The organism is Oceanisphaera sediminis (assembly GCF_039539745.1).
In the GTDB taxonomy this organism is placed as follows: Bacteria; Pseudomonadota; Gammaproteobacteria; order Enterobacterales; family Aeromonadaceae; genus Oceanimonas; species Oceanimonas sediminis.
This window is the reverse complement of sequence record NZ_BAABDS010000036.1, coordinates 236,193-250,531: the sequence shown is the minus strand read 5'-3', so window position 1 is coordinate 250,531 and position 14,339 is coordinate 236,193. Positions and strand designations below refer to the sequence as shown.

The 14,339-nt window shown below is 56.0% G+C and carries 17 protein-coding genes and 1 rRNA gene; 13 read left to right on the top strand and 5 right to left on the bottom strand.

Features of this window, described 5'->3' with window-relative positions:
- The first annotated feature begins 200 nt into the window (after positions 1–200).
- A 5S ribosomal RNA gene (rrf, locus tag ABD827_RS12395) occupies positions 201–315 on the top strand.
- A gap of 491 nt (positions 316–806) precedes the next feature.
- Here rrf and ABD827_RS12390 read toward each other — a convergent pair.
- Complete coding sequence (locus tag ABD827_RS12390; protein WP_344965058.1) at positions 807–1,946, bottom strand: flagellar assembly protein T N-terminal domain-containing protein; 1,140 nt, start codon at positions 1,944–1,946, stop codon at positions 807–809.
- 254 nt (positions 1,947–2,200) lie between these two features.
- Here ABD827_RS12390 and ABD827_RS12385 point away from each other — a divergent pair, with 254 nt between their 5' ends.
- Together ABD827_RS12385 and ABD827_RS12380 are read left to right on the top strand one after the other, a co-directional pair.
- Positions 2,201–2,947, top strand: a complete 747-nt coding sequence (locus ABD827_RS12385) for a FlgO family outer membrane protein (RefSeq protein ID WP_344965057.1) — start codon at positions 2,201–2,203, stop codon at positions 2,945–2,947.
- Positions 2,937–3,332, top strand: coding sequence for an LPP20 family lipoprotein (locus ABD827_RS12380; protein WP_344965056.1), 396 nt, complete (start codon positions 2,937–2,939; stop codon positions 3,330–3,332). Before ABD827_RS12385 ends, ABD827_RS12380 begins: the two co-directional genes overlap by 11 nt.
- A 74-nt stretch (positions 3,333–3,406) precedes the next feature.
- On the opposite strand, the gene ABD827_RS12375 is transcribed toward ABD827_RS12380, so the two are convergent.
- The 3 genes from ABD827_RS12375 to tnpA all read right to left on the bottom strand — a co-directional run bounded on the left by ABD827_RS12375 (position 3,407) and on the right by tnpA (position 4,700).
- Complete coding sequence (locus ABD827_RS12375) at positions 3,407–3,820, bottom strand: flagella synthesis protein FlgN (protein ID WP_344965055.1); 414 nt, start codon at positions 3,818–3,820, stop codon at positions 3,407–3,409.
- Between the two features lies 1 nt (position 3,821).
- Positions 3,822–4,139, bottom strand: a complete 318-nt coding sequence (flgM, locus tag ABD827_RS12370) for a flagellar biosynthesis anti-sigma factor FlgM (RefSeq protein ID WP_344965054.1) — start codon at positions 4,137–4,139, stop codon at positions 3,822–3,824.
- Positions 4,140–4,283: 144 nt separating this feature from the next.
- Positions 4,284–4,700, bottom strand: coding sequence for an IS200/IS605 family transposase (gene tnpA / locus ABD827_RS12365; protein WP_344965053.1), 417 nt, complete (start codon positions 4,698–4,700; stop codon positions 4,284–4,286).
- A gap of 21 nt (positions 4,701–4,721) precedes the next feature.
- On the opposite strand from tnpA, the gene ABD827_RS12360 reads away from it, so the two are divergent.
- The gene (locus ABD827_RS12360; RefSeq protein WP_344965065.1) at positions 4,722–5,927 is read left to right on the top strand and encodes an RNA-guided endonuclease InsQ/TnpB family protein; all 1,206 of its coding nucleotides are present in this window, start codon (positions 4,722–4,724) and stop codon (positions 5,925–5,927) included.
- Positions 5,928–5,966: 39 nt separating this feature from the next.
- Here ABD827_RS12360 and flgA read toward each other — a convergent pair whose 3' ends face one another.
- Complete coding sequence (flgA, locus tag ABD827_RS12355; protein WP_344965052.1) at positions 5,967–6,707, bottom strand: flagellar basal body P-ring formation chaperone FlgA; 741 nt, start codon at positions 6,705–6,707, stop codon at positions 5,967–5,969.
- Positions 6,708–6,860: 153 nt separating this feature from the next.
- Between flgA and ABD827_RS12350 the strand changes: the two genes are divergently transcribed.
- From ABD827_RS12350 to flgH, 9 genes are all read left to right on the top strand, one after another.
- Complete coding sequence (locus tag ABD827_RS12350; protein WP_344965051.1) at positions 6,861–7,775, top strand: chemotaxis protein CheV; 915 nt, start codon at positions 6,861–6,863, stop codon at positions 7,773–7,775.
- A gap of 20 nt (positions 7,776–7,795) precedes the next feature.
- Positions 7,796–8,617: a CheR family methyltransferase gene (locus ABD827_RS12345; RefSeq protein WP_344965050.1), complete on the top strand. Its 822-nt coding sequence runs from the start codon at positions 7,796–7,798 to the stop codon at positions 8,615–8,617.
- Positions 8,618–8,709: 92 nt separating this feature from the next.
- Positions 8,710–9,111, top strand: a complete 402-nt coding sequence (gene flgB / locus ABD827_RS12340; RefSeq protein WP_344965049.1) for a flagellar basal body rod protein FlgB — start codon at positions 8,710–8,712, stop codon at positions 9,109–9,111.
- A complete protein-coding gene (flgC, locus tag ABD827_RS12335) occupies positions 9,108–9,527 on the top strand; it encodes a flagellar basal body rod protein FlgC (RefSeq protein WP_298717748.1) in 420 nt (139 codons plus the stop codon). Before flgB ends, flgC begins: the two co-directional genes overlap by 4 nt.
- A 6-nt stretch (positions 9,528–9,533) precedes the next feature.
- Positions 9,534–10,232, top strand: coding sequence for a flagellar hook assembly protein FlgD (locus ABD827_RS12330; protein WP_344965048.1), 699 nt, complete (start codon positions 9,534–9,536; stop codon positions 10,230–10,232).
- A gap of 11 nt (positions 10,233–10,243) precedes the next feature.
- On the top strand, positions 10,244–11,545 hold the full coding sequence (flgE, locus tag ABD827_RS12325; protein WP_344965047.1) for a flagellar hook protein FlgE: 1,302 nt from the start codon (positions 10,244–10,246) through the stop codon (positions 11,543–11,545).
- A gap of 308 nt (positions 11,546–11,853) precedes the next feature.
- The gene (locus tag ABD827_RS12320) at positions 11,854–12,597 is read left to right on the top strand and encodes a flagellar basal body rod protein FlgF (protein ID WP_344965046.1); all 744 of its coding nucleotides are present in this window, start codon (positions 11,854–11,856) and stop codon (positions 12,595–12,597) included.
- Positions 12,598–12,608: 11 nt separating this feature from the next.
- Positions 12,609–13,397 (top strand): flagellar basal-body rod protein FlgG, encoded by a 789-nt coding sequence (gene flgG / locus ABD827_RS12315; RefSeq protein WP_344965045.1) that lies wholly within the window; start codon positions 12,609–12,611, stop codon positions 13,395–13,397.
- 67 nt (positions 13,398–13,464) lie between these two features.
- The gene (gene flgH, locus ABD827_RS12310) at positions 13,465–14,145 is read left to right on the top strand and encodes a flagellar basal body L-ring protein FlgH (protein WP_425567996.1); all 681 of its coding nucleotides are present in this window, start codon (positions 13,465–13,467) and stop codon (positions 14,143–14,145) included.
- Positions 14,146–14,339: the final 194 nt, after the last annotated feature.

Below are 14,339 nucleotides of genomic sequence, written 5' to 3'. Positions count from 1 at the left end.
TAACCTGTACTAATGACCCGTGCGGCTTAACCATACAACACCCAAGAAGTGTGAGACCTTGCGGTCAAGAACAAACAAATTATTTCAAATCAAACAGACAGAACGGGTATAAAAAACGTTCTGTAGGGTCGAATTCATTCGAGCACTGTTAATCAGTTTTCCAGCGTTTGTTAGCCTTAGCTGACAAACACCAGTTTATGCCTGGCGGCGATAGCGTTGTGGTCCCACCTGATCCCATGCCGAACTCAGAAGTGAAACGCACCCGCGCCGATGATAGTGTGGCAGCTGCCATGTGAAAGTAGGTCACTGCCAGGCACCCAATACAAAAGCCCGATTCGAAAGAATCGGGCTTTTTTACGTCTGCAGATCACACTATTTCACATGGCAAAGGTAGACTCAGCGGAGCGCAGCGACTTCTCAACAGTGAAAGTAGGGCGAAGCACGCCCGGAAAAAGCAGCGCTTTTTCAGTGCTTCGCGACCCGAGCGTTGCGAGGGGACGGGCCACGCCAGGCACCCAATTAAAAAGCCCGATTCGAAAGAATCGGGCTTTTTTCATGTCTGAAAAATAGTGAGGAGTGAAGAGGGAGGCGTGAGGAGGAGAACACCGGCGCTGCCGGCCTCGATGTTTTTCTGGTGTAGTTTGGCAATGTGCCCTTATGCTGCCACGCCTCACGCCTCACGCCTCACGCCTCACGCCTCACGCCTCACGCCTCACGCCTCACGCCTCACGCCTCACGCCTCACGCCTCACGCCTCACGCCTCACGCCTCACGCCTCACGCCTCACGCCTCACGCCTCACGCTGGATCACTTGACGCTGGTCAGCATATCGCCCGGGGTAATGTTGATCTGGCGGGCTTCATTATCGGCCGGTGCCAGCAGGCTGTAGTCGGTGTGACTCTGTTGCACTACAAATTGGGCCTTGGATGAGGTTTCGCTGTAGTAGCCGGGCTGAAGCTGGCGACGGTGAACAAGGGTGAAGCGATCGCCGGGTTGAATGCCGGCCTGGCGGCCAAGATCCATCAATATACCTTCTTCAGACTGCTGCAATATATGACCAATGGCCTTCATGCACGACTGGGCATTGGTGACATCACGAGCGATACGTAACAGCAGTTGATCTACCGACTGGCCGTAGGCCGACTGCCAGAAGCTCTGTTCATGTACCTTTACCCTGGCGTGCTTGCTGAAAGACCAGGGTGATATGGTCTGGTAATGCTGTTGCAGCAAGCGTTCACCGGTCAGACTGTCTTCCAGGGTAATCGAGAGGCCAAACTGGCGCGGCATATTGGTGAAACGCCATTTAACCCAGTTGCCCTTATTCATGCTGATATCATCAATCACTCCGCTTAGCAGCAGTCGGGATTGCTGCTGTTGTGCCAGTACATCACTGCCCTGACGCAGACCGGGGCTGCGGGGCAGCTGATAATCGGTGGTCAGCCGGTGAGGCAGCTGTGTCATCAAATTGACGCCGGGTGTCAGGTGTTGCGCCAATCTGGCGGTAACGGCGACGCCCAGTTCATATATCTGGCCAATCTGGCCCTGCTCGGGGTGCAACAGCGGAAAACGACTGAGGGTCAGACCCGGGCGATAACGACCGGCACACTGTGGCTGTACATCACCATCGGGCCAGATATCGGCGCGCAGCGTCAGTCTTAGCTGGCCCTGTGAATGCTGCTCATCAAGGATGACGTAGTCCATCAGTTCACCCTGAGCGGCAATATCGATCTGCTGACCCGAGAGGGCTCCGTTGGTAACCGACTGCACCGTGGTCAGCGAAGCGCCGGCCTGCAACAGAGCATCGGTCAACGCCTGCTCCAGCGCCTGCTGGCGGGCGGTTTCTGCCCCAAGGCTGAGCGGTGCCGAGCCTTCGGCCTGATACCAGTCGGCGTGAGCTGCCAATGGCAGCAGCAGAAAGAATGAGGGTAACAAGGCTTTTATCGACACTGGGTATCCTGTGTAACAGCGGCAGCCAGATGAAATCACGGCGGCGGTCAATTGTTGATACTTCTTGGCAAGGATTATGCAAAAATCTTGCCTGATACGTCGATAAAAGCGTTAAATACGCGAATATTTCAAACGAGTTATTCTGTTCGCCTGGCGTGTCATATGGTTGTTTTACTGCAGGCCGGGTAAAGTCTGCCGGCCTCCGGTCGATAACCTATCGAGTTTCATTTAACCAATTTAGCGGGAGTCGGTGCATGAGCAGACCTTTTTTCCTTGTTGCCGTACTGGGCCTGACGGCCTGCTCGGGAGCGGGGAAGTCGCAGTTTGATGACCAACATCATTACCTGCCCCACGATCATGCGTCCCACTACATCAATCGCAAACCGCCGGGATCTTTGGGGCAAACGCAGGCATCACCCAGACATAGTCGAGATGGCATTCCCATGCGGATGAGTGCCGGAACTCGCAGCGCCTATCTGCCATCTGCCGGGCCTTCACTGGTGGGCGGCCAAACCCGGTTGCAGCAGCATATGTCGGCTCTGGCTTACCATCTGGTGTCGAGCGCGCATCATCTGGACAGTCAGTCGGGCATTGCCGTCAGTGGCTTTGTTGATCAGCAGGACTATCACAGCCAGGACGACTTTGGCCGCCTGCTGTCGGAAACCATGATGTTCCAGCTCAATCAATATGGCTTGCGCGTGGTCGACTTCAAGGCGCTGCCTTTTATTCGTATCACCCCGCAAGGAGATGTCAGTACCAGCCGGGACTATCGGCAGCTCAGTTCACGTATCGGTGCCCGCTATCTGTTGCATGGCACAGTTAGTGAAACCACGGGCGGACGTTTGATTAATGCACGACTGGTCTCGATGGGCGACAACAGCCTGGTGGCCAGTGCCCAGCAGTTTATTCCCGAATATCTGGTTGCCGGCATGCTCAGGGCACAGGGGCCTGAGCCCCGGGTTGTGATGACCCCGGAGCAAAGGAGCCGTTATGCGAAATAATCTGTGTGCCTTGCTGTTGTTGATGCTGGCGGGGTGCAGCGGGCAACAGGGCGACGTCCGGCCGGCCAAAAACCATCTGTATGCGGTGGGGTATGCCCCAATCAGCCTGCAGCAGCCTGCCAATCATCAGCAGAAGCTGCTGCATGCCATGCGGGCGTCAAAGATGGATGCCTATCGCGAGTTGACCGAGCAGTTGGGTGGCGTGATGACCAGTAGCTCCAGCCAAATGAGCAGTCATGTACTGCAGGATGGTACCGTCAGTAACAGCAGCCGTGGCGTGGTCAGGGGCGCGCGAGTGGTAAACAGTTATCCCGATGGTGACATCTACATCACCGAGCTTGAACTGGATCTGGCGGTTTACGAGCAATTGCGACGAGGCAATTGACCCAGGGTGGTCGAATATAAAAACAAGGGTGAAACGTAAAGGGGGAAGGGCGGAGTGTTAATCCCCCCCTTTTCTTAAACCTTGAAACCAACGCCTTTGTTGATGCCTTTGGTGTGACCTTTCTGGTCATAGGTCATGCTTTGGCGTTCATGCAGCCGGCTCAGAATATTGGTCAGCTGGCGAATACCGTTGAGCGATTGCTCCAGCAGTTGCCCGGCCACCTGGTTCTGCTCCTGGCATTGTTGCAACAGCGCCCGCAACTCCGCTACCCGATCATGATAATCGCCGTTCAGGCGCTCCCGTTCGGGATGGCCGGCAAGCTGGCTATCGGTATTCTGAATCTCGATCAGCAATGCCTGCTTGCGCTCGGTCAACGGGGGGAGTTCAAGCGCCTTGCGTTTAACAATCAAGTCGCGCTCTTGATGGGTAATCTCCAGCAGTAGCTCGAGTTGTGATTTTTGATGGTTCAGCAGCACATCAAGGGGCATGTCAGAGGCCTTCCAAATCCTGTTCAAAGCGAGAAATATTAGCCGCCAGTCGTTCACTCTCTACCTGGTAGCTGCCTTCATTGATGGCTTTTTTCAGTGCATCCAGCCGGGCACTGTTATCGGGAGCGGGCGTGGTTGCCAACGATTGCTGCATCTGACTGAGGCGTTTGGCCTGAGGGGTCAGGGTGACTTCATCCTGGCGAATCGCGGCTGTACTGCCATCGGGCTGTGCGCCGGTGGTGGTTGATGCCTTGTACTTTGCATTGTTCGCCAACGGCGTCGTGCTGCCGAGGCCGGGAGGTAATTTATCGATAGCCATAATGGTCAAGTCCTGATGTTACTGCTGCATAAATGAAGTATCGGCCTCTGTAGCCGTAACTTTAGCAGAATTTACCATAAACACCGTAAAGCCCCGTCATTCATGGCGGGGATATAAGGTGTGAACGGCGTAGCCGTTCCGTGGTTAATGGGGCGTTTGTTGTTGCTCTATGTACTGGCGGATGATCTCTATCGGAGCTCCACCGCAGCTTGACGCAAAGTAGGATGGCGACCACAAGGCCCCCTTGTAGTAGAACTTGGCTGCTATATCTGGCCGCTCTTTTCTCAATACCCGACTGGATGCCCCTTTCAAGCTGTTCACCAGCGCCGATACCGCCACTTTTGGCGGGTAATTCACCAGCAGGTGAACATGGTCAATCTCCCCATCCATCTCTTTCAGTTCAGCCTCAAAGTCAGCGCAGATCTTGGTGAACAGTGCTCTGAGGCGGTCGATGGCGGCCTTATCGAATACTCTCCTGCGATATTTGGCCACAAAGACCAAATGAACGTGCATGGAGAAAATACAGTGCCTGCCTGTTCTGATGTCGTTGAGTTTTTTCATGGACCAAACTATATTGTGACCATGCAACGACTTCAAGCCTTCAAATACGCACTTCGGCCAGATGGCCAGCAACAGCGGCAAATGCGCCGTTTCGCTGGCTCATGCCGCTTCGTGTTCAACAAGGCACTGGCGTTGCAGCAGGAGCGCCGCGAGCAGGGCGAGAAGAAGCTCGGCTATGCGGAACTGTGCAAGCAACTGACCCAATGGAAGCGGGACGGTTCAACCGCCTGGCTGGCCGATACCCCCTCTCAGGCATTGCAGCAAACGCTTAAAGATCTGGAGCGGGCATACACCAACTTCTTCGCCAAACGAGCCGATTTCCCACGCTTCAAAAAGAAGGGGCGCGGCGATAGCTTCCGCTATCCACAAGGTTACAAACTCGACCAGGGCAATCGTCGCCTCTTCCTGCCCAAGTTGGGCTGGGTGCGCTACCGCCACAGCCGGGACGTGCTCGGGGTGATCAAGAACGTCACCGTGAGCCAGTCAAACGGCAAGTGGTATGCCGCTATCCAGACCGAGCGAGAGGTCGCCGTGCCGCTCCACCATGGCGGCGCTATCGGGATTGATATGGGGATTGCCCGCTTCGCCACCTTGTCAGATGGCAGCTTCTACGCCCCACTCAACAGCTTCAAGCGGCACGAAACCGCCTTGCGCAAAGTGCAGCAGGCGATGAGCCGAAAAACCAAATTCAGCCGGAACTGGAAGAAGGCGAAAGCCCGGGTCCAGCGCCTCCATGCCCGTGTCGGCCACGCCCGCCGCGACTACCTGCACCAAATCACGACCGCCATCAGCAAAAACCACGCGATGGTGTGTATCGAGGACTTGCAGGTACGGAACATGTCCAGGTCAGCGGCAGGGACGGCAGCGGCGCCGGGGCGCAACGTACGGGCCAAGTCGGGTCTGAACAAGGCCATTCTCGACCAGGGCTGGTTCGAGTTCCGCCGCCAGCTCGACTACAAGCTGGCCTGGCAAGGCGGGCACCTGATAGCCGTGCCGCCGAAGAACACCAGCCGAACCTGCCCCTGCTGTGGGTATATCTCGGCGGATAACCGTCAGAGCCAGGCGCTGTTTGTCTGTGTGGCCTGTGAATTTGAGGAAAACGCCGATGTGGTCGGTGCCATTAATGTATTAAGGGCGGGACACGCCCGGTTAGCCTGTGAAGTGAGCGATGCATTAATGTCGCCAGCAGCAGGAACCCACCGAAGTGAGTTAAGCGCAAGCGTTTAACCGCAGTAGGAATCCTCGGCCTTTAGGCCGAGGAGGATGTCAAAGTTTGACCTGCACGCGACCGGCGGCCATGACCCGGGCGGTAATGTCTCGACCGGAGTTGATATTGCGCACACGAATGCTGTCATTAAAGCCGCCGTCTTCCTGCGCCATGCCGTCGGTTTTCAGCATTAATCCCCCGGTTTGCGCGAGAATGCCGACCTTGTCGCCCTTGCATACCACACACAGTTGGCTGCTACGAATAGGCTGGCCGGGGCGTAAATCCCGCTTGCTGCGTGCGCCAATCAGTTCATCCGGCGAGCTGAATACATCGCCGCGCAGTAACACTTCATCCTGATAATCCACGGTTAAATGCTGCGCCTGCAGCAGGGTATTGCGGGCAACGGGGTCGGCGGCGGTGACCACCGGCTTGAGTATTTTAACCCGTACCGGCACAAACAGGTCCCAGCCTGGCTGCTCATGGCATTGCAGATAAACGTGGGTATTGCGACGTACCTCGCCGGCACCGCGAATATCGGCGGTCAGCTTGCCCAGGCATTCGGTTAACGATAATCGGGTATCGATGCTGGCCGCGTTGACGTGCAGCCGATCACCCGGTTGCAAGGGGACCAAATCTCGCACATAGTCTTCGGCATAATGGCGAAGTTCATCATGCACCGACGCTTGAGCCAGGGCCGGCCATAGCGAAGCGGCAAGCAACCAGCAGAGCAGTCGGCCGAGCGTTGCCAGTGATGATGTGCGAACCAGAATGTTAAAAAGCGGAAAATTTCTCTTAAGCATTACTACCTCATGGCCGATAAAACACGTTAGGCTGGCTTCAGTTGGTGTCTGCCTTGGGCGGGTGTTAAGCTGGCGTCGTATAACTCAAGCATGATAAGCATCGTTATTTAATTTACGCAAAAAGCATGCCATGGTACAGATGGAGACAAGGTAATGGCGGGGATACTCGACTCGGTAAACCAGAGAACACAACTCGTCGGTCAGAACAGGCTGGAACTGCTGCTGTTCAAGCTGAACGGACGTCAAAGATTTGGCATTAACGTGTTCAAGGTAAAGGAAGTGTTGCAGTGCCCCAGGCTGACCGGCTTGCCACAGCGTAATACCATGGTCAAAGGCGTTGCCAATATTCGTGGCCAAACCATTTCCATTATCGACTTGAGCAAGTCCATGGGCGGCCGGCCCATAGAGCAGACTGAAAACAGCTTCGTGATTATCTCCGAATACAACCGCTCTGTGCAGGGCTTTCTGGTGAACTCGGTTGAGCGGATCATCAACGTCAACTGGGAGTCGATATTGCCGCCGCCCAAAGGGGCGGGTCGCCTCAATTACATGACGGCAGTGACCGAGATCGACGGCGAGCTGGTGGAAATTCTGGATGTGGAAAAAATTCTCGATGAGATCGCCCCGGTCAAGACCACGGTGAACGCCGAGATTGTAGAGCAGGTTTCGCATTTAAATACCGAACGGCAAAAACCGATATTGATTGCAGATGACTCCTCGGTGGCCCGACGCCAGATCCAGAAAACCATGGCGACCCTGGGATTGGAATGCATCGTTGCCGAAAATGGCAAGCTTGCGCTGAACAAACTCAGAGAAATGGCCGCTACCGGCCCCATCAACGAGCAACTGTCGATGGTGATCTCGGATGTGGAAATGCCGGAGATGGACGGTTATACCCTGACGGCAGAAATCCGTAATGATCCTGCACTGAAAGACTTGTATGTGATCCTGCATACTTCTCTGAGTGGTGTATTCAACAAGGCGCTGGTGGAAAAGGTGGGGGCGAATAATTTTATCGCCAAATTCCACCCGGACGAGCTGGCATCGGCGGTGAAACAAGCGCTGTAATAAAGGTGTAAACAACACGGATGAAGAACTTTACCGACGAGCAGTACCGGGTATTTTGCCAGTTTCTTGAAGCCGGCACCGGCATTGTGCTGGGCGATAACAAGCAGTATCTGGTAAAAAGTCGGCTGTCTCCGCTACTGACTCGCTTTCAGATAGACTCACTCGACGAGTTGATCAGCAAAGCCATGTCGGTACGCGAACGGGAGCTGGAAACGGCGGTTATCGACGCCATGACCACCAACGAAACCCTGTGGTTTCGAGACGGCTACCCCTTTACCCTGCTAACGGACAAACTGTTTCCGGAGTTGGCCAAACCGGGCAAGTCGTTGAAAGTCTGGTCTGCCGCCAGCTCTTCCGGTCAGGAGCCTTACTCCATTGCCATGACGGCACTGGAATATCAGGCTCGGCGGCCGGGCGGCTTGCCGGGGCTGCAAATTGTTGCCACCGACATTTCCACCAGCATGCTGGAGCAGTGCAAGAGCGGCATTTACGACAGCCTGTCGCTGGCGCGCGGCTTGTCTCCCGAGCGCCGCAAGCAGTTTTTTACCCCGCTGACCGACGGCAAGATGCAGTTGCAGGCCAAGGTGAGAAACATGGTCAGCTTTCGTCCCTTCAACCTGCTGGACAGCTACAGCCTGTTGGGCAAGTTCGACATTATCTTCTGCCGTAATGTGCTGATTTATTTCTCTCCCGAGAACAAGTCCAGGATCCTCAACCAGTTTGCCAGCAGCCTGAATCCCGGCGGCTACCTGTTGCTGGGGGCCTCCGAATCACTGACCGGCCTGTCCGACAAGTTCGAGATGATCCGTTGCAGCCCCGGTATCATCTATCGTCTCAAGTAATAGCTGGCACACCTTTTGCTTTATTTTAGGCATAGCTTCGTGGCATGCGTTTTAGCCACGATATGGCGTCAACATAACGCAAGAGGTGCCAGGTGACGATTTCGTTCGACAAAGCCTTTGGTATTCATCAACACGCCCTGGTGGCCCGTTCCGAACGGGCCGAATTGCTCGCCGGCAACCTGGCCAATGCAGACACCCCCGGCTACAAAGCCAAAGACATGGACTTTCAGTCTGCCCTGAGTCAGGCGCAGACCAATCAGGGCTTCTCGCTGAGCCGCACCAGTCAACAACACTTTGCCGTAGAGCTTGCTTCCCCCGGCACGGTGCAGTTTCGCGTCCCCAATCAGCCGGATACCGGCGACGGTAATACCGTGGACGTGCAGACCGAACGTAACAACTACATGGAAAACGCCCTGCAGTATCAGGCCTCGCTGGAATTTCTTAACGGCAAGATCAGCGGCCTGTTGAAGGCCATCAAAGGAGATTCAATGTGAGCCTGTTTAAGGTATTTGATATTTCCGGCAGCGCCATGAGCGCCCAGTCGGTGCGGCTCAACACCACCGCCAGTAATTTGGCCAACGCCGACAGCGTCAGCTCCAGCATCAACGAAACCTACCGTGCTCGCAAACCGGTGTTCGCCGCCGATCTGGATCAGGCCTTGTCCGACCGTCAGGAAAGCGTCGGCGTCAAGGTAATGGGCATAGTGGAAACCGACAAACCGCTGTTAAAGGAATTTCGCCCCGATCATCCGATGGCGGATCAGGATGGCTTCATCTACAAGCCCAACGTCAATGTGGTGGAAGAGATGACAGACATGCTCAGCGCCTCGCGCAACTACCAGACCAACGTGCAGGTGGCCGATGCGGCCAAGCAGATGCTGCAGCAAACCCTGCGTCTGGGTAAGGGGTAATAAGCCATGCAAGTTAACCAAGACTATTTAAACGGTCTCAAATGGCCGGGGGAGCAAAGCCCCGCCGAAAAAGCTCAGGATCCCAGCCGGGCACAGTTGGGGCAGGAAGACTTTTTCGCCCTCATGACCCAGCAACTGGCCTATCAGGATCCGTTCAAACCGGCAGACAATTCCCAGATGATTGCCCAGATGACGTCTTTCACCACCGCCGACGGCATCAATCAGATGAGCGAAAAACTGTCGAGCCTGAGCGACGTCATGACCTCCAGCCAGGCACTGCAGGCCTCCAGTCTGGTTGGGCAAAAAGTCTTGTTACCCAGCGATCTGGCTTACTGGGATCGGGCCGAGCCGGTAGATGGCGTGGCCGTGACCGGTGAGGGCGCCGATAACGTGTTGATAAGAATAGAGAACGAAAAGGGCGAATTGATACGTAGCATTCCCCTGGATGGCCCACAACAAGGCAACGTGCCATTTAGCTGGGACGGCCTGAATGACAAGGGGGAGCCGGCTCCCGAGGGCCGCTACAAAATCAAGGTCAGCGGCCTGATTGACAATCAGCGTGAAGACCTAAACGCCCTGGCCTTTGGCCGGGTCGACAGCGTGACCTTAGGCAGTGCCAACAGCCCAACCCTGGTGAATCTTGCTGGTCTTGGGGGCATTCCCCTGAATCAGGTACTCGAAATAGCTGGCCGTAAAGCGGCGTAAGGAGAACATTAATGTCTTTTAATATTGCCCTGAGCGGTGTGAATGCGTCCCAGAAAGACCTGGACGTGACCGCCAATAACATTGCCAACGTCAATACCATTGGCTTTAAAGAGTCCCGCGCCGAATTTGCCGACGTGTACGCCAACTCCATTTTTTCCAACTCCAAAACCAGTACCGGCAGCGGTGTGCAAACCGCCTCGGTGGCCCAACAGTTTCACCAGGGCGCACTGCAGTTCACCAACAACTCGCTGGACATGGCCATCAACGGCAGCGGCTTCTTCGTGATGTCCAACGAACTCGGCTCGCTCGATCGTACTTTTACCCGTGCCGGTGCCTTTCGCCTCAACGATCAGGGCTTTGTTACCAACTCTCAGGGCAACTACCTGCAAACCTATGCCGCCAACGAGGACGGTACCCCGTCCGGTCTGGGCCTGAACACCACCCAGCCACTGCGGATCCCCGACAAGGCCGGTGATCCTCAGGCGACGACTGAGATCAAGACCGGTGTCAATCTGCCGGTCAAGGCCGATTCCCTAACGGTCGCCGATTTTGATCCTACAGATTCTGCAACTTATACCTCGTCGACCTCTATGACGGTGTACGACTCTCTGGGGGATACTCACACCATGACCCAGTATTTCGTGAAAGACGATACAGCGGCGCCCGGCGAAAACAAATGGCAGATGTTTGTCTATGTAGATGGTAAAAATGCCTTGGGTACCACCGATGTACCACCTCTGCCCGACCCTACCAGTGTACCGGTAATCAATACTCAAGAGCTGCAATTTGATACGGGTGGTCAGTTGCTGTCAAAAACACCAGATCCTCTGACAACCGAGCCTTTGAATTTTAGTAACGGTTCTAATCCGGCTCAGACGTTGGACGTTAAAATAGACTCTGCCACCCTGAACTCCGGCCCCTTCGAAGTCACTCAATCCAGCCAGGACGGCACCACCGTCGGCCGCCTGACCAAGGTGGATGTTGGTGCAGACGGCTTGGTGCAGGCGACCTACAGCAACGGCAGTACCGAAAACTTGGGCATCGTAGCCATGGCGCGCTTCCCGAACGATCAGGGCCTGACCCAGGTTGGTGATACCCAATGGCGTGAATCGTTGCTGTCGGGCGAGGCGGTTACCGGTCAGCCCAATACCGGTATTTTCGGCAAGGTCAGCGTGGCGGCGCTGGAGCAATCCAATACCAACCTGACCACCGAGCTGGTAGACCTGATCACCGCCCAGCGTAACTTCCAGGCCAACTCCCGGGCGCTGGAAGTGAACAGCACACTGCAGCAGACCATATTGCAGATCCGGTAACCTAAATCGTGAGGGGTAAGGCGTGAAGAGTGAGGGAGGCAGACAAAGAAAAGTCTGACTCCCCTATGTGGCCTGTGGCTTTTGGACCACAGATAGTCGGTAAATTTTGTTCTGATAGAAACAATCGGTGTTGGGTTGTTTAACACCGATTGTTGAGCTTTTGTCTCAACCCCCTCACGCCTCTCGCTTTACCCCTCACTATGTTTAATGGCACCAATTTTGCAGATAACTCTGTAATGTAATTGGTACAATAGCTGACGTTCAGCATCACTCAGTACTTATTCGGCAACAGCGTCGACGGAGCTGAAATGGATCATTTGCTTTATATCGCCATGTCTGGCGCCAAAGAAAACATGCACAGTGTGGCCCTGCGAGCCAACAACCTGGCCAACGCCAATACCACCGGTTTCAAGGCCGATATGGAGCAGGCCCGGGCCATGCAGGCCTTTGGCGAAGGCTTGCCCAGCCGGGTATTTGCCATGGCCGAGCGGCCGGGGCAAAGTTTTGCCTCCGGTCCCATTCAGACCACGGGTCGGGATCTTGACGTTGCCGTGTCCGGCGACGGCTGGCTGGCGGTGGAGTCCAAAGACGGCACCGAGGCTTACACCCGTTTCGGCAATTTGCAGGTGACGCCCGAGGGCATGCTGCAAACCAGCAACGGCCTCAACGTGCTGGACGACAACGGCGGGCCCATTTTTCTGCCGCTGCCGCTGGAAAAAATGGAAATCAACAAAGACGGCACCATCTTTGCCCGGCTGGAAGGCGAGCCGGCCGACGGCGGTGCCGAACTGCAACGCATCAAGACGGTGCTGCCCGAACACGGCGATATCGAAAAAGGACTGGATGGTCTCTTTCGTCGCAAAGACGGTCAGGCCGAGGCACCGTCGGCGCAGGTGCAGCTGATTGCCGGTGCGCTGGAAGGCAGCAACGTCAACCCGGTGGCCGAAATGACCCACCTGATCGATCTGCAGCGGCGTTTTGAAACCCAGATGAAGATGATGAGCCACGCCGAAGAGAATGATAAAGCCCACGCACAGTTGCTGCGCATCTAAAGGAGATTGCGATGAACCCCGCATTATGGATTAGCAAAACCGGCCTCGATGCCCAGCAGACCAATATTTCGGTTACCTCCAACAACCTGGCCAACGCCAGCACCGTTGGTTTCAAGAAAGGCCGGGCCATCTTCGAAGACCTGCTGTATCAGAACGTGCACCAGCCGGGTGGTCGCGCCACCGCCGACACCAACTTGCCCTCCGGTCTTATGCTGGGGGCGGGCAGCAAGGTGGTGGCTACCCAGAAAACCTTTACCCAGGGCAGCGTGCAAACTACCGACAACGCCCTGGATGTGATGATTGATGGCCGGGGCTTCTTCGAGGTGATGCTGCCAGACGGTACCACCGGCTACACCCGTAACGGTCAGTTTGCGCTCAACGACGAAGGCATTATCGTGACCCCCGGCAATGGCTATCCCTTGCTGCCGGAAATGCAGATTCCCGGCAATGCCCAAAGCATCAGCGTGGGCACCAACGGTGAGGTATCGGTACAGCTGGCCGGTCAGGCCGAATCCCAGGTGATTGGCCAGCTGACGCTGACCGACTTTGCCAACCCGTCCGGCCTGCAGCCCAAAGGAGAAAACCTCTACCTGGCAACCCAGTCCAGCGGTGCGCCACTGCAGGGCATTGCCGGTGCCGACGGTTACGGCACCATCAAGCAGGGCATGCTGGAAACCTCCAACGTCAACGTGACCGAAGAGCTGGTCAACCTGATCCAGGCGCAGCGGGTATACGAGATGAACTCCAAGGTGATCTCGTCGGTCGATGAAATGATGGCCTATGTCAATCAGCAGCTGTAATCGGGCATGTTAAGCAGGAATCATGTTAAACAGGAATCATGTTAACCAATGGAGAGTCATGCGTAGCATAACGGCGAGGTTCGGTCTGCTGGTTTTGTGTGTTGGCGGCCTGTCGGCCTGCACCAGCACCCCTTATACTCCCAAGCCGGATGATCCCGCCTTTGCGCCGGTGATCCCCAGCCTGAACGAGCAGCAGCTGGAGCCCAACGGTGGCATCTTCAGAGACAACTACGCCAACAGCCTGTATTCCGACATCAAGGCGCACCGGGTGGGCGACATCATTACCGTCGACCTGGCCGAGTCGACCCGAGCCCAGAAGCGAGCCACCACCCAGCAGGGCAAAGACTCCAGCGTGAACATCAATCCGCTCAGTCTCGGAGGTGCGCCGGTCAACGTCGGCGGCTACCCGCTGCAGGCGTCCATGTCGAGCAGCAACGAATTCGACGGCCAGGCCAACACCAACCAGAGCAACAGCCTGCAGGGCAGCATTACCGTTAGCGTGGCTCAGGTGCTGGACAACGGTAACCTGCTGGTGCAGGGCGAAAAGTGGATCATGCTGAACACCGGCGAAGAATACGTGCGCATCAGCGGCATGATACGGCCGCAGGATATTGGTGCCGACAACCGGGTGGAGTCGACCCGGGTGGCCAACGCCCGCATCTATTACGGCGGCACCGGCGACTTTGCCAATACCCAGACCCGCGGCTGGCTGGCTAAATTCTTCAACAGCCCCTGGCTGCCGTTTTAACGGCAGAGCGGAAGGGGCGAGGCGTCGTAGGGTCGCATTTATTCGACCACGCAAACGACACCCCTACCCAGCCCTCCTCCTGGCGATGCCTCTTCATGATGCCTGCGGGGCTGGAGCCAAGGGGGAGGGGCGGTTCGGGGCAGGGCGTGAAGGGTGAGGTGTCGTAGGGGCGAATTTATTCGACCGATTGTGCC